Below are 21,875 nucleotides of genomic sequence, written 5' to 3'. Positions count from 1 at the left end.
CCCGCTCGAAGCTCTGAGGCTCTACCCCGAGGTCGAGCCTCTCGCTACTTCACCGCCTCGCATGACAACGTCGCCGGCGCGTCCTCGCCCTTGGTCAGGTCGTAGAGATCGGCGTTGTCGCCCTTGGTCCACCAAATAAACTGCTGACCGGCATATCTGGCGCCGCTGGCGCTAAGAACGGTTACGGCCACGACCGTCTGATCGCCGATCGTGAGCACGGCGAGCGAATTGTCGCCAGCGTTGATGTATTCGGCCTTCACGGCCTGATCGACGCACTTGTAGGCGATCAAGTTGTGCTCGACCTTTGCATCGCCCGGCAGCTCCAGCGTCACGGTCGAAGCCATTGCCGCAGTGGTCGCGGCAGCGAGGCCGATTGCAGTGAGGCTCAAGCGCATGACAGTCTCCTGAATTATCGTCATGCAAACGATAGCACGGTCGATCAGGCCTGCCGAAGCCGAAGCTCTGGCAGGCCCCGTCTAGTGCCTTGGGGCTAAGCGCCGTTCTTCGCCACATCAGTGAAGAAGCCTTCCGGGCTTTCCACCTCGACCAGGCGCTTCTTGTCGATCAGCCAGAAGCGGTTGCCGACGCCACGGACGAAGCTGCGGTCGTGCGAGACGAGCAGGCAGCTCGCCTCGTGCTTCAGCAGTTCGTCCTCCAATGCCTCCTGCCCGTCGATGTCGAGATGGTTGGTCGGCTCGTCGAGCAGGTAGAAGTTGGGGTTGGTCAGCCGCAATACCAGCATGCCAAGCCGTGCCTTCTGGCCACTCGAGAGGCGGCCGATCGGATTGCCCTGCATCTCGACAGTCAGGCCGGCCCCGGCAAGCAAGGTGCGGGCGCGCTGCTCGCCAAGCGCGAAGCGGCGCGTCAGCATCGACAGCGGCGCGTCGCTGTCCTTGAGATCGGACAGGCCCTGGTCGCCATAGCCCAGCACAAGCGAGGGCGTCGCCTTGACCACGTCCCTGGCGTTTTCCGGCGCGCCGATGGCCTGCCTGACCATGTTGACCAGCCGCGTCTTGCCAGTGCCATTGCGGCCGAGCAGGACGATGCGATCGCCCTGGCGGAGCCATTGTTTGCCGGTGCGGAACAGCAGCGTTCCATCAGGCGTGGTGACATCGGCATCGTCGAAGGTGACCAGCACCTTGGCGTGCGTGCCGCGGTTGCCGAGCCTGATGGCGCCGGCTGAACGTTCCTGATGGGCAGGCCGCGCCGCATCCTCCAGCCGCTCGGCTCGCTCTTTCAGCTGCTTGGTCTTCACCACCAGCAAGTCGCTGCCTGAATTGATGCCGATGTTGTTGAGCTTGGCCGCCTGTCGCCGCAATTGCTGCGCCGTCTTCATGTCCTTTTCGAAGCGACGCGCTTCCGAGGCATCGATCTCATCGAGTGCTGCCCGCGCGCTGGAGTAAGGCAGAGAAAAGACCTGCGAGTTCTCAGGTCTGAGGAAAAGCGTCCGGTTGGTCACCGCATCGAGGAAAGCGCGATCGTGGCTGCAAATCACCACCGGCACGTCGCGCGGCAGCGCGTTCAGCCAGTTTTCGAGCTGGGCTATGCGCGCAAGGTCGAGATGGTTGGTCGGTTCGTCGAGCAACAGCATGTCGGGCTCGGTCACCCAGACGCGGGCGAGCATTGCCAGCCGCTGCCAACCGCCGCTCAGCTTCGACAATGGCCGCTGGCGCATCTCTTCTGGCACATCGAGCTCGTCGAGCACAATGTCGACGCGCCAGCTTTCGCTTTCGGCCTGATCCGCCGGAAGTGCGGCGAGAACCGCGTCATGGAATGCCATGTCGACCAGGCTGACTGGTACGTCCTGCTCAACATGGCCGACGCGCAAGCCACGTGCCCGGGTGATGTCGCCCGTCGTCGGCTCGAAGGCACCCGTGATCGAGCGCAGCAGCGTGGACTTGCCGCGGCCATTGGCGGCGACGATGCCGAGCCTGTCGCCCGGTTCGATGGAAAGGTTGAGATTGGAAAAGAGCGAAGCCCCGAGCGTTACGCCGAGCGACCTCAGATTGATCAAAGCCATGTCAGTTCTCTGGTCTGGCCGGACCTTCGCCCGCATCCGCTGTTGCGAGATGCCGTGGGGAACCAGGTCCGGTGAGTTGTCCAGATGCGGGCGAGCCCAAGGCTCGGCACCGCATCACCACCAAGGGCAGACCGGGAGAGAGATACGCTGGATTGATCCCGCATCGTAGGTTCCAAAATCGAAGCCGATTTTTGGGCCGATGCGGTTGGCGCTTCGTCCGAGGTCAGCCCTGCAAACGCATTTGCAGGGCGTGGACAGGGCCGCGCTGACGGTGGTGACGAAAAAACGTGTACACGCAGCCCTCCTTTGTCGTTCGAGTTGCGCGCCTTAGATAGCCGCGCCTGCCGCAGCTTGCAAGCCTACTGGATCGTAAGTTCGCTGCGCTCCAGCCTACTGGATCGTAAGTTCGCTGCGCTCCAGCCTATTGGATCGTTAGCTCGCTGCGCTCCAGCCTATTGGATCGTTAGCTCGCTGCGCTCCAGCCTATTGGATCGTTAGCTCGCTGCGCTCCAGCCTATTGGATCGTTAGCTCGCTGCGCTCGCCGGCCTTGACGGTCGCAGCCCCTTCCTTCTTGCCGCCATTGTCCTCGCGATCAGCCTCGACGACATAGTCGCCAGCGGGCAAGGTCGTCTGGTGGGTATCCTTGTATTCGTAACCGAATTCCTTGCGGTTACCCTGGATATCCTTCTTGGCGGCAAACACCCTGATCGTCTTGGCGCCCGGTGCGCTAATGGCCAAAACGCCAGCGTCGAGGATCGCAGTCACGTCGCCACGCTCGCCGACCCTGACATTGAAGGGTTGCTCGGCCTCGACCTGGTCCATCTTGACGACAGCGACGTAATCGCCGGCTGGAAGGTCGAATTTGGAATCGGGTCCGAAGGCGTGGGTCACCTGTTCGCGGCTGCCGTCGATCTTCTTTTTAGCCTTGAAGACCCTCACGTCGAGCCCGGACGCATCGACCTTTTCGCCGCCTGCCGCGTATAGCGCGTTGACCACCGCATGACCGACACCGACGATGACGTCCTTCTCGACGGTCTGGCCAGCGGCAAGCTGGATCGTCTCATTGGCCTCGCCCTGGCCGATGGTGACCTTTACCTTCTGCTCGCCTGCGGGAAGAACGACCTTGGTCTGGCCGTAGTAGGTCGCGGGGTGATCGCTACCTGGGAAATCGATCACGACAGCGGCGCCATCGACGATGTCGGCGCCTTCGCTGGGGCGCGGCCTGATGACAAGCGTGCCGGCATTGAGGACGAAAAGCGGCGTGTAGGCCTGGCCCGCCTCGACCTTGAGCGGCTGTTCGACGGCCGCTTCGCCGAGAGTCGCGCGGATGACGTAGGCGCCGGCTTCCAGCGATCCCTTGTAGTTGTTGTATTCTGTGGTAAGGCGCTCGCCCTTGGAGCCGTCGGCATTGGCCTTGTAGATTTCCCAGGCGTTGCCGGCGTCCTTCAGCGGGGCTCCGCCTTCGGCCAGCGTCAGTTCGGGGATGAAGTTGAACTCGGACTTGGCCGGTTCCGGCACGGGTGCTGGTTCGGGCGCCGGCGCGGGTGCGGGCGCTGCAACCGTCTGCACAAGGGCATCTTCCAGGCCCTTGGCGTCGGTCGCCTGGATGTACTTGCCGCCGGTGTTTTCGGCCAGGCAGGCGACCTGCTTGCCTTCTTCGGCAGTGAGCCCGAAACCGACGACATGGGCGGTGAAATCGACGCCCGACTGTTCGAGTTCCTTGCCCAGCGCGCAAGGATCGGCGTTGCAGGTCTCGAGCCCGTCGGTGATGAGAATGACTGTCGCCTTGTCCTCGGTGTATTTGAGATCTTCGGCGGCCTGCTTGACTGCGGCGGACAATGGCGTCTTGCCGAGGAACTTCATGCTGTCGGCGGCAGCGGTGATGGCAGATGCCGAGCCGGACGCCGGCGGCACCACCAGCTCGATATCCGAACAACTGCCCTTTTCGCGATGGCCATAGGCCATCAGCCCGAGTTCGGTGTCGGCTGAAATGGTGGTCAGCACCGAGCGCAGCGCTTCGCGGGCGATCTCCAGCTTGGGCTTGCCGTCGATCTGGCCCCACATCGAGCCGGACGCATCGAGCACGATGATGGCGCGGTCGGCGGCATGAGCCGATGCCAATCCTGAAAGCATGAGGACGGACGCCAGGATGCCTCGTGTAATCGCCTTCATGCTACCCCTCGCCGATTCAGGTTTGATTGCAGCGAAGCTAAACAACGCCCCTTGGGCTGACAACCCTGAGGCCGATCAATAGGTGGTGCGGCGTTCTTCGCTCGGCGGGCGGCCGAACTGCAACCGGTAGCTCTGGGCGAAATAAGAGTGCGAGGTGAAGCCGGTGGCGATCGCCACGTCGAGGATCGGCATATTGGTCTGGCGCAGCAGTTCACGGGCACGCTCAAGCCTGAGCCGCATGTAGTAGCGCCCCGGCGTGACGTTGAGGTGGCGCAGGAACAGCCGCTCGACCTGGCGGACGGACAGCCCGGCGGTCTTGGCCAGTTGCACCGCCGACAAGGGTTCGTCGAGATGGTCGGCCATCAGTTCGACAATGCGCTTGAGCTTGTCCGACTTGCCGGTGAGATCGCGCTCGGGCCCAACACGCTGGCGGTCGCCGGCCGAACGGATGCGCTCATGCTGGAACTGGTTGGCAACCTCATTGGCGAGGTTGGCGCCGAAGTCGCGCTTGATGATCTCGAGCATCAGGTCGATCGAGGTGGTGACGCCGGCACAGGTGTAGCGCTTGCGGTCGATCTCGAAGACGTTGTTAGTGCACTCGATATCGGGAAATTTCTCCATGAAGCCGGCACGGTTCTCCCAGTGGATCGTGCAGCGATAGCCGTCGAGCTGGCCGGCTTCGGCCAACAGATAGGAGCCGACCGAAAGCGCACCCAGGGCCGCCCCTCGCCGTCCCCAGGAGCGGAGCGCGCCGAGCACCTTGCTCTTGCCGGGAAATTCGGTGGCGACGCCGACGCAGACGAACATGATGTCGACAGCCGGCACGTCGGCAACCGAATAGTCGACCTTGAGCGGCAGCCCATTGGAGGCGATGACCGCCTCGCCATCGGCCGATACCGTCGTCCAGCCATAGACATCGCGGCCGAGCAGGCGGTTGGCCGACCGACACGTGTCGATAGCGGCAACCAGCGAGAACATCGAGAACTTGTCGACCAGCAGGAAAGCGAACTGGCGGCCTTCGGGGTGGGGCTCTGACATCGCGACCAAATCTACAGAACGGGCCGATATGAGCAAGGAAGCGGCGCCGGTTTCAACAACGCCGCGGTCATTCAAAAGCCTGGCTGTTCGAGGCCGGCGTGGCGATAGGCCGACACCAGTGTGTTGGCCATCAGCATGGCGATTGTCATCGGCCCGACGCCACCAGGAACCGGCGTGATGGCACCGGCATTTGTCGCGGCCGAGGCGAAGTCGACATCGCCGACCAGCCTGGACTTGCCGTCGCCCTTTTCAGGTGCCGGGATGCGGTTGATGCCGACGTCGATGACGGTCGCACCTGGCTTGACCCAGTCGCCCTTCACCATTTCCGGCCGCCCGACCGCTGCGACCAGAATGTCGGCGGTCCGGCACAGTGCCGGCAAATCCCTGGTGCGGCTGTGGGCGATAGTGACCGTGGCGTTGGCGGCGAGCAACAGGTTGGCCATCGGCTTGCCAACGATGTTCGAACGGCCGACGACGACGGCACTGAGACCCGACAGGTCCTTGCCGTGCTTGCGTTCGATCAGGAGCATCGAGCCGAACGGCGTGCAAGGCACCAGTGCTGTGTCGAGCTCGCCGGTGGCAAGCTTACCGACATTGATGAAGTGGAAGCCGTCGACATCCTTGTCGGGCGCGATCGTCTGGATGATCTTGCCGGCATCGATATGGCCCGGCAGCGGCAGCTGGACGAGAATGCCGTGGATCGCGGCATCGGCATTGAGCGCTTTGACCAACGCGACCAGTTCGACCTCGGAGGTCTCGGCGGCAAGCGTGTGTTGGACCGAATGGAAACCGCACTCCTTGGCGGTGCGCGACTTGTTGGCGACATAGACCTGGCTCGCCGGATCCTCGCCGACGATGACCACCGCCAGTCCCGGCTTCACGCCATGCGCGGCAAGCGTGGCCGCGGATTTCTTGACGCCTTCGACGACCTCGGCTGCGACACTCTTTCCGTCAATGATCTCAGCCATGGCTTACTCCGTCTGCGGCATGCTTCGGGCGGCATTGTCATCAAATTTTCGACCCGCAACCTCGCCATTGCGGCGTCCGGTGCCGTAAACTCGAAACCGCCTGGAAGAATTTCAGAAGTAGCGGCGCGAGCGCCGCTCCCTGAGCTGGTTCAACTCCTTGCGAACCTCGCGCAGGCTTTCACTGATCTCGTCGATCTGGCTCTGCGGCGCAGGCGACTCGGCCTGGGGTGGCGCCGGCGGCGTTGCGTAGTAGTCCGGCGGGCGCTGCCGATAGGCAGGGCGATACGGATAAGGCGCTGCGTGGTCCGGTTGCGGCGCGGCATAGCCGGACTGCGGCTGAGGCGCATAAGATGGTTCGAAGCCGCTTTGCGGCACCTGGTAACCAGGTTGCTGCTGCATCGGCTGCGCCTGCCAGGACTGCGGCGGCTGCTGGGCATTCATGATCGGGTCGACGGCGGCGACAGATGGCATCACCGAGGCTTCGTTGGTCCTTGCAGCGGGCGTTTCGGCGCGCATGTCCGGCCGGTTGTTCGCCGGTGCCTGCTCGCGACGTGTGCCTGACTTCGAGCGGCTGCGCCGCCTGGCCGTTTCGCGCAGGCTTTGAAGTGCCCCGCGCAAGGCGCCGATGCCGACGCCCGAGGCAAAGCCGAGCAGCATGCCACCCAGCGAAATCATCGCCCGCGACGGACCTGTCGACTGCAGCGGCGGCGATGCCGGCGAGATGATGGTCACATTGCCCGAATTGATGTCCTTCTGCTCGCCAGTCTCACGCGCCCGGAGCAGGAACGATTCATAGACGGCACGCTTGGCGGTCACGTCGCGTTCGAGTTCGCGCAGCGTGACCATTTCGCCGCCGACATCGGCCTGGCGAACCTTGAGCTGGGCAAGGCGCGCCGCAAGCTCCTGCTCCGTCTGCACGGCACGCTTGAGTTCGACCTGGATGGAACCGGCCACCCGGCGCAGTTCGTTGGCGATCCGTTCGCGTGCGCCACCGAGCTGTGCTTCGACGGCAAGCCGCTCGGGATGGCGTGGGCCAAGCCTGACCGCAGCCCGGTCTGCTTCCTGGGTCAGGGCCGCATACTGAGCGCGGAGTTCAGTGATTGCCGGCGAGCCGACCGCTTCGGGCAAGGCGCCGGCCAGCACCGAATCGACACCGAGGTCGCGGGTCGAGGCGGCGCGCGCGTTGAGTTCGAGCGTGCGTGCCCGCGCCGCCGTCAGCTGGTCGTTGACGCGCTGGATCTCGTCGTCGGTGATCAGCCTGCCTTGCGGGTTGATCAGTTCGTTTTCCGACTTGAAGGCCTCGACCTTGCGCTCGGCTGTTTCGACCGACTTGCGTAATTCGTCGAGGCGGCCAGTAAGCTCATCAGTTGCGCGTCCGGCCGTGCCGGCCTGCAGCTCGCCGAAGGTCTGCATGAAGACCTGGGTCATCGTGTTGGCGATGAGCGCAGATTTTTCGGGATCCTCCGTCTTCGCCCCGATCGAGATGACGAAGGTGTTGACGTCCCTTTGGATGGTCAACGCCTCATAGAGGTGCTCCGCTGCCAGCGAATGGCGCCGGCCGGGGTCATCGCTCGCGGCGTTGTTGTTGGCGGAGATCAACGAACGAATGAAACCACCGACGCTGAAGCCGCCGCCGGCTGTTCCGTTGAATTCCGGATCTTCAGCCAGATTGAGCTTGTCGACCACCTTGACCAGCACCGAGCCGGAGGTCAGCACGCGCACCTGGGTTTCGACCACGGCCAGCGTCGCGTCCGACGGCAGGTCGCCGACGGTCAGTTCCTTGTCCGAAAGCCTCAGATTGCGCGGATCGACGATCATCTCGGTCCAGGCTTCGTACTTCTTGGGCGTCGAAAGCGCGAGGGCGACGCCAAGCAGCGCGCCGGCGAGAGTCGTCGAGGCGATCAGAAGCTTCGAACGGGTAATGCCGCCGATGACCGCCATCGGATCGATCAGCGGCTTCCAGCGGACGTCGTCGTGGTCATCCGGCTCGTCTAAAGGCGCCGGGGGTGCGGTCTGTGCGGCAGTCTGAGCCACGGCAACAACCGGCTCCGCCTGGGCGGATGAGCTGCGCGTCCTGTCGCGCCATTTGCCGATCATCGAAGACGGAGGTGGTGCCGGTCGGGCGTCCTGTACATCTGGCGCAGCTTGCGCCGGCCGTTCGTCAACCGGCCTTGCCTCTGGTTCGGATGGCTTTTCGGCCAGTTGCTCGCGCGCCGCACGTTCGGCCTCGCGCCGGAAGCGCGCCATGCGATGGCGCGTCGCGGGATCCTGGAAATCCTCCTGGTCGCCATCCTCTTCCGTCGACATCGACAGCAGCGATGAGCCTCGCGGCTTCGGAACAGCCTCGTCCCGGTCCAGCGCAAGCAACGAGCGCTTGCGCCTCCAGTCCTCGCGGTTTCCAGATTCGGCCATGGTTCGGCAACTTCCAAAAGTCTAGTCCGGATCACCTGTCCGGTCGTTAACCCACGCTAAACAGACATGGGTAACAAAACGTTAATTCCTGCTTTACGGCAGTATATAGAGCTCCGTCGCAGAACGGCACATTAAGCTTTGAGTTTTATCGTTCAACTGGATCATGACCAAGGCGAACGACATACCGCGCACGCCGTTGCGCCACCGGATCGGCAGTTTCGTCGCGCAGCGGCAAACGATCCTTCGCGACTACATTTCAGCGATCAGTGGCTCCATGGGGCGGCTGGTCTTTTCGCTGATCTATTTCATCGCGCTCGCCAATACGCTCTCGATTGCCGATTTCGGCCTGTTCGCCACCGCCTCCGCCGCCGGCGTCATGCTGTCGCGCACGCTGGCCTTCGGTTTCATCTCGGCGCTCTACCGCACGGCAACGATCCGGCCACGGCTGATCGGCAGTTACACCGCAGGCTTCCTGATGCTTGCCGCGCTGTCGCTTCCAGTGCTCATTGCCGCCTCGGCGCTGACCTGGTTCCTGTTTTTTTCGACCGCCATGCCCGCCGCAATCTTTGCCGCGGTCATCTTCGCCGAGGCGCTGTTGTGGCGGCCGGTCGAAGTGGCGATGATCGTCAACAATGGCCTCGGCCGCTTCGGCCGCGCCGCGGTGCTGGCGATCCTGACAGCTGCGATCAAGGCCGCCGCCGCCGCCCTGTTCATCTTCTGGCCGAGCCACACGGTCGAAGCCTGGGCCGGTTTCTACATCGCTTCGAATCTCGTTTCCCTGGCCCTGGCCTTCGGATTTTTCTACCCACGCCAACGGCTCCGGCTGACACCTCATCTATACTGGCGGCGGCTCTCGGACTCGCTCTATGTAGCTGGCGCCGAAGTGCTGTTTTATCTGCAAATGGAGTTCGACAAGCTGCTGGTACTGGCCATCGGCGGGCCGCATCTCGCCGGCATCTACGCCATCGTCATGCGTCTGGTCGACCTGACGGCCATTCCGATCCGCACCTTCTCGATGATGCTGGTCCAGCGCATGATGCGGATGCCCGAGATGCTGGCCAGGCTGAAGGTCAAGGTCGGCATCGAGGCCGGGATACTTGTGATCTCGACATCGGCCCTGCTGTTCCTCGCCGTGGTGCTGTATTTCTATCCCAATTTCCTCGGCCGCAATGTTTCGGAAGCTGCTCCGCTGGTCGGGCTCGCCTTGTTCGTGCCGGCGCTGCGCAATCTCGTCGAGTATCACGCCGAGCTGTTGTTCGCGCGCGGCCAGACGTTGATCCGAGCCGCCAATCTCGCCATGCTGGCAGGTCTCAAGGCAGCGCTGCTGTCGCTGCTTTTGATGCGCGTCGCCGACACCGCAACGCTGGTGTGGATGCTGAATGGAATGTTCACGCTGCTCTATCTGGCCTCGGCCATCGTCACCTATTCGGCGCTGCGACGGCCGGCCAGGGCAATCTAGAGACATACCGCGCTCCTCCGAATTGCGGTGTCTCTCTTTCTCTTGGTTTTACGCAATTCCTAGGGAAAACCGCTGCGCACCTTTCCTGGAATTGCTTTTAGGCCTCAGGCGGCGACAAGCCGGCGGATGCGACCGAGATCGGTGCCAATGAACGACTGCATGCCGATCGCCACCTGCTCGGGTGACATGGCGGCGACGAAGGCCTCGAACTGCGCGTCGGTGAGTGGCGTGCCGGTCCAGTGGACGCGGCAGAACTCTTCCGAGCCGACATAGTGTCCGGCACCATTGGCGACCTCGTCGACGAAGCGGCCATAGATCATGCATTCGGAAAACTTGCGCCGCGCGCACACCGCCTCGACCCAATGCCGCCCGCTCACCTGTTCGATGCGGGCGAGCATGTCGCGCACCGACGACCGGCGCCAGGCGATCAGCGTCGAGATGTAGTCGTGCGGCGAAATTTCGGGCGCGGCGATGCCGAGCACGGCCGCCGCGTTGGCCGACCAGGTACGATGGTTGTCGTGGCCTGATTTCAGCAAGGCGCCATCACGCCGGAACAGCCTGAGCTCGCCGTCCCGCCAAAACCGGGCGCAATCGAAAGACCTGAGGAAAGCCACGTCGGAATCGACATAAACAAGCGTTTCCTGCTCGATCCTTTCGGCGATGGCCATGCGTCGCAATTGCTGTACGTGCCAGCCGCGCAAAGGCGGCGCCTTGAGGCTCAGCCAGACGCGGCGCTTGAACAGGCTCGTCGGGTCGGGAATGTCGCGCAGCCAGGACGGCAGCAGTTCCCGCTCGTCGATGACGGTGCGGCGCTTGCCTTCGAGTTGCCGAAACAGCGCCACGTCGCGGTGCTCGACCAGCAGGTAATGATGCGAGGCACCGGCGACATGGCGGTCGACGGTCTCGCACAGCAGGCGGCAGCGTTCGAAATCGGCGGCGTAACTCGCCGTGATCAGCGCCGCATCGGGAGCCGAAGACATGGCCTTGGCGTTCAAGAGCGCTCTCCCCCGCCGAGCTTCTGGCGCAGCACGCGAAACAGGAACAGCGGATTGCCGACGACATAGCGCCGCCACAGCCGGCCCGGCTCGATAAGCAGGCGGAACAGCCACTCAAGGCGCAGCCGGCGCATCCACGCCGGCGCGCGCGGGACCGATCCGCTGAGGAAATCGAGCAGCGCGCCGACGGCGATCGGCAGCGTGCAATGTTCAGGGCGCATGTGCCGCGCGATCCACATCTCCTGGCGCGGCACGCCCATCGCGACCAGCAGGATGTCGGGGCGCAGGCTGCCGATGGCAGCGACGATCCCAGGCTCCTCCTTGGCCGTGAAGAACCCGTCGTGAACCACCACGATCTTGTGCTGAGGGGCAATCTGACTCAGGCGCGCGGCCGCCCGCTCGGCATTGGCGCGTTTGGCGCCGAGCAGGGCCACGGTCAGCGGCTTGTCGCTGGCCTTCAACAGGTCGGGCACGAAATCGGTGCCATTGAGATTGTCGGGAAAGGGCGCGCCATAGAGCCAGCGTGCGGCGATATCGACGCCGATGCCGTCGGCCAGCACCAGGAAATCGTTGAGGACCGCGGCAAAATCCTTGTCGGAACAAGCGATGTTGGCGTTGTGGGCATTTAGGAAGCTGACCTTGGTGAAGGTCCTGTCCCTGATCATCCGCGACAGCAGCGAGATCGCCTCGTCGCGCCGCAAGCTGGCGACCGGGATGCCGAGAATGCTGCGGTAGGGTGGGGCTGCTTTTGAAATCGTCATGCTCACGCCGCCACCTCGTGTGCGCTCGCACCAAGCCTGGCGAGGCCGAGTGCCACCGCCTGGTCGAGAGCGCCGATCTGCCGGCGATGGAAGTCCGAACCGTCGACATCAGCGGTCTTCTGATCGACGGTTCGTTCAAGCGCCCTGGCGAAGGCTACGGGATCGTCGGTCATGGTGCAATTGGCTGGCTTGTAGGCGATGCCGCGCAGCGAATGCGCGGTTGCCACCGACGGCAGGCCCTGTTCGAACGTCTCGATGGTCTTGAGCTGGACGCCGCTGCCCGACGTGCTGACAAGCGGGATGACGGCGGCACCACGCACGAAGGCCTGGGCATCGGGCACGCGGCCGACAAAGCTGACGCCAGGATGAGGCGATGACACGCCAGTTGGAACACTGCCCGCGATATGGATGCGGAAATCGTTGCGCAGGTGCGGTACGACCTTGCCGAGGAACCAGTCGAGGCCGATGCGGTTCGGCTCCCAGGTCCAGGTACCGATCAGCGCCGCGTCGCAGTCGATGGTGCGCTTGCCGTGGCTGGCTGAAAGCACCGAGCGGGTGACCAGCGGCAGCGCCACCGAACGCGTATCAGAAGCAACGCCCAACTCGGCGCGGTCCTCTTCGGCCAGGGTGAAGACAAAGCTCGCATTGCGGCACAGACGCTTTTCGATGACTTCGAGCAGTTTGGCCTCGCGGCGAAACAGCAGGCGCTGGAAAGCGCCATTGGCGGCGCGTGAGTTCTCGGTGGCCGAGCGAAACTCGACATTATGCGCAACGAAGATCGAGGGCCGGTCCCGAAAGATGCTTTCGAACGCAGCGGCCATCTGCACCGAATTGAGGATGTAGCCGTCGAACGGCCCCGCCGCCTCGATCGCCTGGCGTACCGTTTCATCCGAGACGATACGCAGCTTGGCCGAGGCGAATGTCAGCCCGGACGCGACCGCACTTGCCAGCCAGGCAAGCTTACGCGGCAAGGGTGCCGCATCGGTGCGCACGTCGAGCGAACCGAGCAGAATGGTGTTTTCGGGATCGGACGGCGGCTTGCCGGGCCAACCGAAGCCAAGCACGGTCACGCGAACGCCGGCGCGGCGCAGCGCATCGATGATCGCCTGATTGGCGATCTCGTAGCCCGAAGACAGTGCTCCGTCAGGCACGATGGATGTGGCAAACAGCAGATGCATCACAACAAGTTCCTGCCTATGCCCTAACAAAGCGCGGTGAAGTCTTCATTAAGCAATTTCAGCCGCTTGTGGAACCTGTCCGCCAATCGGCCGTTCGCTCATCGCTTGTTTAACTGACCGTTATGGCGCCCATGATAGCGAAGAGGCATCGATAACCGGCGGCTTTTCATGAATGCTCTACCTCCGCTCAAGTCCGTGACCATTGCCGGCAGCTCGCCCGCACTGTCGGTGGACGACGTCGAGGTGGTGGTGACGCTGCCGACCTTTCGCCGACCTCAGCAATTGCTCGCAACGCTTGATTCGTTGGCAAGGCAAAAAACCGCGCGCAGATTCGCTGTCATCGTCATGGAGAATGACGACGAAGGCAATGAAGGCAAACACGCCGCCCTGCCGCTGTTTGAAAGCGGTGCGATGACCGGGCTGGTCATCGTCGCGCATGAACGCGGCAACTGCAGCGCCTACAATGCCGGCTGGCACACCGCCCTGCTGCGCTTTCCGAATTTCACCCGGCTTCTGGTCATCGACGACGACGAACTGGCCGATCCCTTCTGGTTGGAAACCATATGCCTGGCTGCCGAACGCCTTGGCGTCGACATCGTCGGTGGGCCGCAGGTGCCTGTTTTTGCCGATCCCGCCCATCAGGTCTGGGCGACGCATCCGGTGTTCGCACCACCCTACTCCGCCACCGGCCAGGTTGGCGCGCTGTATTCCTCCGGCAACCTGCTGGTCAGCCGCAACGTTCTTCTGGCCATGGGCCCGCCCTTCCTCGACCTGCGCTTCAATTTTATGGGCGGCGGCGATTCGGATTTCCTGAGCCGCTCTGCACAGAAGGGCTTCAAGCTCGGCTGGTGCGCGGAAGCGAAACTGTTCGAGACGGTTCCGGCCCGGCGCACCGAGGCCGACTGGATTCGTGCGCGCGGCTTGCGCAACGGCGTCATCTCGACGCTCGTCGCCAAGAAAAAACATGCCGGTACGCCGTTCGCCAACACCCGCGTCTTGCTGAAAAGCCTGGCGCTGCTTGGCACCTCGCCATTGCGTGCGCTGAAGCGCCTCGTCGAGACAGGCTCGCCGTCGGTCGCCGTCTACCCGATCCATGTGGCACTTGGCCGTGTGATGGCCGAGTTTGGTTATGCCAATGAGCAATATCGCCAGCCTGAGAAGAACTGACGCAGCGCCGCTGACGGCGGCGTTCACCACATCGGGCATCGTCACGGCGATCGCGACGATGGTGCTGACCATCGTCATCGTCTCGTTCAGGCCGTTCCAGCCGGCAGGCGCCGGCGCGGTCGAGGGCGGCGACATCGTCAACCAGCTCGGCTTCGGTTCGCTTGGCGCCTTCGCCATCTTTTCGCTGGCGACCATGGCCAATCCGGGCCGGCTTCGCGCCATAGCCGGGCTGCCCTGGATCGTGCTGCTGTGCTTTTTCCTGATCTCCGTCGGTGAAGCGGCCGACCCAAGTGCCGCATTCCGGGCGGCAAGCTTCACGCTCATCGGCATCATCGCCATGGCAACCGTTCTCGCATTGCCGCGCGATGGCGATTCGTTCTCGACGGTGCTGGTCGTCGCCGGCTTCTTGGTCGTCGGGCTGAGCTATGCCGGTGTCATCCTCTACCCCAGCGTGGCGATCCACGGGGCCGATGGCTTCGAACCCGAGCATTCCGGCCTGTGGCGCGGCGCCTTCAGCCACAAGAACATCGCAGCGCCCGTCATGGCCTGCTTCAGCTTCGCCGGCATCTATCTGATCCGAAGGCACTGGCGCTGGTCGGGCTACATCCTGCTGGCCATGTCGATGTTCTTCATGATCCATACCGGGTCGAAGACAACGGCCGGGCTGGTGCCATTGTCGATCATGCTGGTGCTGCTGCCCGGAGTGGTCGGCATGCGGCTTGGCACACCGGTGCTGTTTGCGCTGGCCGTCATCGGCACGGCATTGGCGACGCTGGGCATCGTCTTCATCGAGCCGCTGAAACTACTGGCCGCGCACTATTTCCCCGAGCTCACCTATACCGGGCGCACGACCGTCTGGGCCTTTGCCGGCGAAATGATCGCGCAGAAGCCCTGGTTCGGATACGGTTACGAAAGCTTCTGGCGCACGCCGCTGGTGACAGGCATCGGCCACGCCTTCGACCAGGGCTGGGACATCCGTTTCATCGTGCATGGCCACAACGGCTACATCGACATCGCGGTGACGATGGGCCTGCCCGCACTTGCCGTCGCCGTCTATGTCTTCCTGATCGCGCCGCTGCGCGACTACCTGCGCATCCCGCTCTACAAGGAAAACGTCTTCCTCGGCGATTTCTTCATGATGGTGGTGCTGTTTACCGCGCTCAACGCCTTTCTCGAAAGCTTCTTCTTCCGCCGCATCGACCCGGTCTGGATGTTCTTCGTCCTCGGCGTCCTGGGGCTGAGGATGGTTTCGCGCATGGTTATCCACAAGAACACCGGCTGACAAACGCGCTTGCTCGCCCAAGCGCTTGGCCCTTCCGCAAGCCTCCAAGACGGTCTATGTCAGTTGTGTTCGGAGGCTTTGCATGACCATCAGACTGATCCTCGCCGGCTGCGGCAACATGGGCTACGCCATGCTCACGGGCTGGCTCAATTCGGGCAAGCTCGCGCCAGAGGAGACGTTCGTCGTCGAGCCCAATGCGGAGCTTCGCGCCCGCGCCGCAGATCTCGGCAGCCGCGTCGCTTCGGAAGTCGGTGGCATTCCCGCCGATGCGGATCCCGGGATCGTGGTCATTGCCGTCAAGCCGCAGGTTATCCGCGAGGTCACATCTGGCTATCGCCGTTTCGGCAACGGCAAGGCAACTTTCGTCTCCGTCGCCGCTGGCACGCCTGTCGCGACCTTCGCCGACATCCTCGGCAGCCATACGCCGATCGCGCGCTGCATGCCCAATACACCGGCGGCCATCGGCAAGGGCATGATGGTGCTCTATACCAACGAATACGTCACGGAAGAAGCCAAAGAGACCGTCGGCGACCTCCTGTCGGCAAGCGGCGAAGTCGCCACCATCGCCGACGAAGGATTGATGGATGCGGTGACAGCCGTTTCCGGGTCAGGCCCAGCCTACATCTTCCATTTCATCGAGTGCCTGACGGCAGCAGCCGAAAACGCCGGCCTGCCACCGAAGACGGCAGCCCTTCTTGCCATGCAGACGGTCTATGGCGCAGCGAGCCTGGCAGCCGAAAGCCGAGAAGACCCAGGTGTATTGCGCCGCCAGGTGACGAGCCCGAACGGCACGACGGCGGCTGCGCTGAGCGTGCTGATGGGTGAGGACCGCCTCAAGAACCTGCTCACCGAAGCCGTTGAAGCGGCCCGGCTGCGCTCGATCGAACTCGGCAAATAGTCACCTCGCGTCGGCTTCGTCCTGCAGCGCCTTGACGTAAGGCGCTGCCGCCTCGTGGACCGCGCGCTCCATGTCGCGGAACCGGCGCACGACCTCTTCGCCGACAGGCGTAAGCTCCGCACCGCCGCCATGCTTGCCGCCCGTCTTGGCCGCCACGAGCGGCTTGCCGAACATATCCTTCATCTCTTCGACAAGGTCCCAGGCACGCTTGTAGGACATCTCCATGGCGCGCGCCGCAGCCGAGATCGAGCCGGTGGCGGCGATCTGCTCGAGCAGTTCGACTTTGCCTGGACCGAGACGGCCCTTAGGGTCGAGATACAGTCGCAAGGTCAGAGATGGCATCGGCTCGCTCCAGTCAGTCGCTGGTTAGCACGAGCGGCGCCCCCGGAGAAAGATTGGCGCTGTCGAAAGCAACGGTCTTGATGACGGCAAACACCTCGCGCCCGACAGCAAGATGCAGCGCCTCGAAGGACTGGCGGGTGATGCGCGAAACCAGCAGGTCGCCATGGCAGTCGAGCTTGAGATCGACCTGGGTGCCGTCGACCTTGCTGATCTCGGCGATACGCCCCGGCAAAATGTTGAGCGCGCTGAGACCCTTCGGCCGCTCGGTCGCGATCATCACGTCGCGGGCGCGGATGCGGACACGCACCGCTGCACCCTCGGGCCTTGCGATGCGGGGCACGCGCATTTCGCCTGCCGCGGTGCCAAGCACCGTCATGCCGAAGCTTTCGTCATGGTGCAGGACCGTCATGTCGAGCACCGCACCGCCCTCGCCCACCTCTTCCGGCGGCAACAGGTCGAGACGCTGCATGATCCCGATCGTCGGCCCTGACGCCACGACCTTGCCTTCCGCCATAACGACGATGTCGGTGGCAAGCCGCGCGACCTCAGCAATGGAATGACTGACATAGACGATCGGAATCCTGGTCTCATCGCGCAAACGTTCGAGATAGGGCATGATCTCAGACTTACGGGCATCGTCGAGCGAGGCCAGCGGCTCATCCATCAGCAACAATTTCGGACTGGCCAGCAGTGCCCGGCCGATGGCGACACGCTGCTTTTCACCACCCGACAGCAATGCTGGACGCCGCGCCAGCAGATGACCGATGCCAAGCATTTCGACGACCCGGTCGAACTCGGCATAACGCTCGGCCTGCGGCGTGAACCAGCGGCCGTAGAGCAGGTTCGAACGCACGTTGAGGTGCGGAAACAGCCGCGCATCCTGGAAGACGAAGCCGACACGGCGCTTGTGGGCGGGCACGAAGCTGTGCTGTGCGGTGTCGACCAGCGTCCGCCCGTCAATGTCGATGCGTCCGCTGTCGGGGCGGATCAGACCGGCAACGATGTTGATGAGCGAGGTCTTGCCCGACCCTGACGGCCCAAACAAGGCGGTCAGACGGCCGGCACTTTGGAATCTGGCTTCGAGGTTCAAGGCGCCGAGGCGATGGCGGACATCAATCGAGAGCATCATCCAGCATCCAGGCGTTGACCGATGCGGCGGGCGAAGATTTCGGAGACGACGAGCGCGATCATCGAAATGGCGATCGAGATCAGCGTCAACCGCATAGCCCCTGCGTCGCCGCCGGGGACTTGCGTGAAGGTGTAGATCGCCGACGGCAGCGTCTGGGTCTCGCCGGGAATGTTGGAAACGAAGGTGATGGTGGCACCGAACTCCCCCATCGCCTTGGCAAACGACAGGATCATGCCGGCAACGACACCGGGCAGGATCAGCGGCAGCGTCACGGTCGCAAACACCCAGAGCGGGCTCGCGCCAAGCGTACCGGCCGCCGACTCGAGACGACGGTCGACGGCCTCGATGGACAGACGGATCGCCCGCACCATCAACGGGAAGCCCATGATCGCGCAGGCAAGTGCCGCACCGGTCCAGCGAAACGAAAAGACAATACCGAAATACTCGTCGAGGAATGAGCCAATGGGGCCGCGCCGGCCGAAGCTCAAAAGCAGCAGGTAGCCGGTGACGACGGGAGGCAGCACGAGCGGCAAGTGGACGACGCCGTTGAGCAGCGACTTGCCCCAGAAATTGCCGCGCGCCAGCAACAGGGCGATGGCGATGCCGAAAGGCAGGCTGGCAACCATCGCCCACAGTCCGACCTTGATCGACAGGTGGACCGCATTCCATTCGTCAGGAGTGAGGTCCAGCCATGTCATGCGTCAGTCTGAATGCCTTTAGTTGGAAGCGACGGGCGTCAGCATAGTGAAACCCTGCGCTTCGAAAAGCTCCCTGGCCTTGGCGGACTGAAGATATTTCACATACGCTTCCGCGTCTGCGCTCTTCGAGCCCGCCGTCACGCCAACCGGATAGACGATGGAGGGATGCGAGTCTTCCGGGAAAATGCCGACGATCTTGACGCCCGGCTCGGCGGTCGCGTCGGTCTGGTAGACGATGCCGAGCGGCGCTTCACCGGTCGACACCAATTTGAGGGCGGCGCGCACGTTTTCGGCTTGGGCGATCTTGCCCTCGACCGAGCCCCAAACGCCGAGCTTCTCAAGCGCTGCCTTGCCATACTTGCCGGCGGGTACAGCCTTGACGTCGCCCATGGCGAGGCGGCCTTCGCCAAGCAGCCCGGCGAGGTCAAAATTCGCCGCGATATCGGCCTTGGCCGCCGAATCCTTCGGCGCCACCAGCACGATGCGGTTGCCGAGCAGCTTCACCTCGGAGCCATCCTTGATGAGCTTCTTGTCGGCGAGATATTTCATCCATTCCAGGTCAGCGGAAATGAACACATCGGCCGGGGCGCCCTGTTCGATCTGTTTGGCCAGCGCCGAGCTTGCCGCGTAGGAGGCGGTCGCGGACTTGCCGCCCTCGGCCTTCCAGGCGGTGTCGACGGCATCGAGCGCGTTCTTGAGGCTGGCCGCCGCAAACACCACGACGTCGCCATCGGCGCGTGCTGCCGGCAGGCCGAGCGCGAGCACCGCGGCAAGACCACCAGCCATCGCGGTAAGCCGCACCCCAAAGGTCCTACGCGTGAACATCTGAATTTCCTCCACCATCTGGTCCAGCCCATCGCGGGCCAGGGATTCGTTATATTCATACGGATACAACACTCACCAGGCAACTACCCATCCAGGTGGTTTTGCGCGAAACAGTTGCGTTGTTTTGGTTGAAAATCGGATCCGCCCCTGGCCCTGCCTTCAGGGGGAGACTGGGCTGGTGCTTCGTGTCATATGTCGCCGCGTCAATCGTAAGCGAGAGCCGGGCAGTGGTCCCGCCCGAGGGCTCGCTTGCGCCACCACCGTTGCAAGAGTTTCCCCGACATGGCCGGCATATCGACGTTTGAAATCATCTGGCTCGCCGTAGCCCTTCTCGGCGCAGGCGCCGTCACCGGCCTGCTCGCCGGCGTCTTCGGTGTCGGCGGCGGCACCGTCATCGTGCCGGTGCTGTACGAACTGTTCCAGGCCGTCGGCGTGCCGGAGGAGGTGCGCATGCCGCTCTGCGTCGGCACCTCGCTTGCGATCATCATCCCGACCTCGATCCGCTCGTTCAATGCGCATCGCGCAAAAGGCGCCGTCGACATGGCGATCCTCAAACAATGGGCGATCCCCGTCATCATCGGTGTCGCCATGGGCAGCGTGATTGCGCGTTATGCGCCCGCCGACCTGTTCAAGGCCGTGTTCGTGGTCGTCGCCGGCATTTCGGCGATCCGGCTTCTGTTCGGCAAGGATTCGTGGCGCCTCGGCCTCGACATGCCGGGCAAGCTGATCATGAACATCTATGGCTGGGTCATCGGCGTGCTGTCGAGCCTGATGGGCATCGGCGGCGGCCAGCTCTCCAACCTGTTCATGACGTTCTACGGCCGGCCGATCCACCAGGCGGTGGCGACGTCTTCCGGCCTCGGCGTGCTGATCTCGATTCCCGGCGCGCTGGGCTACATCTACGCCGGTTGGCCGCGTGCCGCCGAATATCCCGATGTCGCCGCGCTGCAATTTCCGCTGTCGCTCGGCTATGTCTCGCTCGTCGGCCTGATCCTGTTCGTGCCGACCAGCGTGATGACCGCGCCTTTGGGCGCGCGGCTGGCGCACGCGCTTTCCAAGCGCAAGCTCGAGGTCGCTTTTGGCATCTTCCTGCTGCTGATCAGCCTGCGCTTCCTGTACAGCCTGATCGGCTGACCGCAACAAAACGCCCGGCAATGCCGGGCGTCAGACTGCTGACAAACCCCTGGCACACCTAAAGCACCCAAGATTCACGGAACGTCACAGATTCAGATCGTGAACAAACCAGAATCAAAACCCCTCGATTTTGACTGCTGCCAAGAAACGAGGGGTTTGTAATCAATCTGACGCCCCGGCGATGCCGGGCGTTTTCACTTTGGCTGCGAGGGCTGAAGTTCAGGCGCGCTCGAGCGCGACCGCGATGCCTTGCCCGACGCCGATGCACATGGTGGCAAGCGCGAGCTTGCCGCCGCGCAGGCCGATCTCCAGCGCCGCGGTGCCGGCGATGCGGGCGCCCGACATGCCAAGCGGATGGCCCAGTGCAATGGCCCCGCCATTCGGGTTCACATGCGCCGCATCCTCGGCGATGCCGAGTTCGCGCAGCACGGCAATGCCCTGGGAGGCGAATGCCTCGTTGAGTTCGATGACGTCGAAATCGGAAGGCTGAATGCCGAGACGGGCGCACAGCTTCTTCGTCGCCGGTGCCGGTCCGATGCCCATGATGCGCGGTGCAACACCGGCAGCCGCACCGCCAAGTACCCGCGCGATCGGCGTCAGGCCATACTTCCTCACCGCCGCTTCCGAGGCGACGATAAGGGCCGCGGCACCGTCATTGACGCCCGAAGCGTTGCCGGCCGTGACCGTGCCACCTTGGCGAAATGGCGTCGGCAGCTTGGCAAGTGTCTCGATGGTGGTGCCGGCACGCGGATGCTCGTCCTTTGAAACGACGATGGCATCGCCCTTGCGCTGCGCAATGGTCACCGGCGTGATCTCCTTGCCGAGACGGCCACTCTCCTGGGCCGCAACCGCCTTGTTCTGGCTGCGCACCGCAAAAGCATCCTGATCGGCGCGGGAGATCGCAAAATCCTCGGCCACGTTCTCGCCGGTCTCGGGCATCGAATCGACGCCGTACTGCTTCTTCATCAGCGGATTGACGAAGCGCCAACCAATGGTGGTGTCGTGGATCTCGGCATGGCGCGAGAAGGCGCTGTCGGCCTTGGGCATGACGAAGGGCGCGCGGCTCATGCTCTCGACGCCGCCAGCAATCATCAACTCGGCTTCGCCGGCCTTGATGGCGCGGGCAGCGGCAATCAGCGCGTCCATGCCCGAACCGCAGAGCCGATTGATCGTCGTGCCCGACACCTCCTGCGGCAAGCCGGCCAGCAGCAGCGACATGCGGGCGACGTTGCGATTGTCCTCGCCGGCTTGGTTGGCGCAGCCAAAGACGACATCATCGATGGCGGCCCAGTCGACGGAAGCGTTACGCTCCATCAGCGCCTTGAGCGGAACGGCCCCAAGGTCGTCGGCGCGAACCGACGACAGGGAACCGCCGAAACGGCCGATCGGCGTGCGG

Annotated in this window: 19 protein-coding genes; 5 read left to right on the top strand and 14 right to left on the bottom strand. The window is 63.6% G+C overall.

Features of this window, described 5'->3' with window-relative positions:
- Positions 1-44 precede the first annotated feature (44 nt).
- From IHE39_RS00095 to IHE39_RS00070, 6 genes are all read right to left on the bottom strand, one after another.
- Entirely contained in the window at positions 45-395 is a 351-nt protein-coding gene (locus tag IHE39_RS00095; protein ID WP_192565090.1) for an MliC family protein, read from the bottom strand.
- Positions 396-490: 95 nt separating this feature from the next.
- Positions 491-2,020 (bottom strand): ABC-F family ATP-binding cassette domain-containing protein, encoded by a 1,530-nt coding sequence (locus IHE39_RS00090; RefSeq protein WP_192565089.1) that lies wholly within the window; start codon positions 2,018-2,020, stop codon positions 491-493.
- Positions 2,021-2,534: 514 nt separating this feature from the next.
- A complete protein-coding gene (locus IHE39_RS00085) occupies positions 2,535-4,193 on the bottom strand; it encodes a vWA domain-containing protein (protein WP_192565088.1) in 1,659 nt (552 codons plus the stop codon).
- A gap of 75 nt (positions 4,194-4,268) precedes the next feature.
- On the bottom strand, positions 4,269-5,231 hold the full coding sequence (locus IHE39_RS00080; RefSeq protein ID WP_067967057.1) for a GlxA family transcriptional regulator: 963 nt from the start codon (positions 5,229-5,231) through the stop codon (positions 4,269-4,271).
- A 71-nt stretch (positions 5,232-5,302) separates the two neighbouring features.
- Positions 5,303-6,199: a bifunctional methylenetetrahydrofolate dehydrogenase/methenyltetrahydrofolate cyclohydrolase FolD gene (gene folD, locus IHE39_RS00075; RefSeq protein ID WP_184771420.1), complete on the bottom strand. Its 897-nt coding sequence runs from the start codon at positions 6,197-6,199 to the stop codon at positions 5,303-5,305.
- A 111-nt stretch (positions 6,200-6,310) separates the two neighbouring features.
- Positions 6,311-8,611 (bottom strand): GumC family protein, encoded by a 2,301-nt coding sequence (locus tag IHE39_RS00070; protein ID WP_192565087.1) that lies wholly within the window; start codon positions 8,609-8,611, stop codon positions 6,311-6,313.
- Positions 8,612-8,774: 163 nt separating this feature from the next.
- Here IHE39_RS00070 and IHE39_RS00065 point away from each other — a divergent pair, with 163 nt between their 5' ends.
- Positions 8,775-10,070 (top strand): lipopolysaccharide biosynthesis protein, encoded by a 1,296-nt coding sequence (locus IHE39_RS00065; RefSeq protein WP_192565086.1) that lies wholly within the window; start codon positions 8,775-8,777, stop codon positions 10,068-10,070.
- Between the two features lie 104 nt (positions 10,071-10,174).
- Here the strand turns inward: IHE39_RS00065 and IHE39_RS00060 are convergent, their stop codons facing one another.
- Genes IHE39_RS00060 through IHE39_RS00050 form a run of 3 tightly spaced genes read right to left on the bottom strand, consistent with a single transcriptional unit; the run spans position 10,175 to position 13,004 of the window.
- Positions 10,175-11,050: a DUF6492 family protein gene (locus tag IHE39_RS00060; protein WP_192565997.1), complete on the bottom strand. Its 876-nt coding sequence runs from the start codon at positions 11,048-11,050 to the stop codon at positions 10,175-10,177.
- Positions 11,051-11,061: 11 nt separating this feature from the next.
- Positions 11,062-11,826, bottom strand: a complete 765-nt coding sequence (locus IHE39_RS00055) for a WecB/TagA/CpsF family glycosyltransferase (protein ID WP_192565085.1) — start codon at positions 11,824-11,826, stop codon at positions 11,062-11,064.
- A gap of 2 nt (positions 11,827-11,828) precedes the next feature.
- Positions 11,829-13,004, bottom strand: coding sequence for a glycosyltransferase (locus IHE39_RS00050; RefSeq protein WP_192565084.1), 1,176 nt, complete (start codon positions 13,002-13,004; stop codon positions 11,829-11,831).
- Between the two features lie 168 nt (positions 13,005-13,172).
- On the opposite strand from IHE39_RS00050, the gene IHE39_RS00045 reads away from it, so the two are divergent.
- The 3 genes from IHE39_RS00045 (at position 13,173) to proC (ending at position 16,351) form a co-directional block, all read left to right on the top strand.
- Positions 13,173-14,171, top strand: a complete 999-nt coding sequence (locus IHE39_RS00045; RefSeq protein ID WP_192565083.1) for a glycosyltransferase family 2 protein — start codon at positions 13,173-13,175, stop codon at positions 14,169-14,171.
- Positions 14,140-15,453: an O-antigen ligase family protein gene (locus tag IHE39_RS00040; RefSeq protein WP_192565082.1), complete on the top strand. Its 1,314-nt coding sequence runs from the start codon at positions 14,140-14,142 to the stop codon at positions 15,451-15,453. Before IHE39_RS00045 ends, IHE39_RS00040 begins: the two co-directional genes overlap by 32 nt.
- Before the next feature lie 82 nt (positions 15,454-15,535).
- A complete protein-coding gene (proC, locus tag IHE39_RS00035) occupies positions 15,536-16,351 on the top strand; it encodes a pyrroline-5-carboxylate reductase (protein WP_192565081.1) in 816 nt (271 codons plus the stop codon).
- Here the strand turns inward: proC and IHE39_RS00030 are convergent, their stop codons facing one another.
- The 4 genes from IHE39_RS00030 to modA are packed head-to-tail and all read right to left on the bottom strand — an operon-like array spanning position 16,352 to position 19,345.
- Positions 16,352-16,693 (bottom strand): winged helix-turn-helix domain-containing protein, encoded by a 342-nt coding sequence (locus IHE39_RS00030; RefSeq protein ID WP_192565080.1) that lies wholly within the window; start codon positions 16,691-16,693, stop codon positions 16,352-16,354.
- 13 nt (positions 16,694-16,706) lie between these two features.
- Positions 16,707-17,822: a molybdenum ABC transporter ATP-binding protein gene (modC, locus tag IHE39_RS00025; RefSeq protein WP_192565079.1), complete on the bottom strand. Its 1,116-nt coding sequence runs from the start codon at positions 17,820-17,822 to the stop codon at positions 16,707-16,709.
- Complete coding sequence (gene modB / locus IHE39_RS00020; protein WP_192565078.1) at positions 17,819-18,520, bottom strand: molybdate ABC transporter permease subunit; 702 nt, start codon at positions 18,518-18,520, stop codon at positions 17,819-17,821. The genes modC and modB overlap by 4 nt, the downstream gene beginning before the upstream one ends.
- Before the next feature lie 18 nt (positions 18,521-18,538).
- Complete coding sequence (gene modA, locus IHE39_RS00015) at positions 18,539-19,345, bottom strand: molybdate ABC transporter substrate-binding protein (RefSeq protein ID WP_192565077.1); 807 nt, start codon at positions 19,343-19,345, stop codon at positions 18,539-18,541.
- Between the two features lie 282 nt (positions 19,346-19,627).
- Between modA and IHE39_RS00010 the strand changes: the two genes are divergently transcribed.
- The gene (locus IHE39_RS00010; RefSeq protein WP_184771489.1) at positions 19,628-20,479 is read left to right on the top strand and encodes a sulfite exporter TauE/SafE family protein; all 852 of its coding nucleotides are present in this window, start codon (positions 19,628-19,630) and stop codon (positions 20,477-20,479) included.
- Between the two features lie 219 nt (positions 20,480-20,698).
- On the opposite strand, the gene pcaF is transcribed toward IHE39_RS00010, so the two are convergent.
- Positions 20,699-21,875, bottom strand: a 1,177-nt coding sequence (gene pcaF / locus IHE39_RS00005) for a 3-oxoadipyl-CoA thiolase (protein WP_192565076.1), incomplete at its 5' end; no start/stop codon positions are given.

Origin of the sequence: Aminobacter carboxidus, assembly GCF_014863355.1 — a bacterium.
GTDB classification, from domain to species: Bacteria; Pseudomonadota; Alphaproteobacteria; order Rhizobiales; family Rhizobiaceae; genus Aminobacter; species Aminobacter carboxidus.
This window is presented reverse-complemented; position numbering and strand designations above follow the sequence as displayed.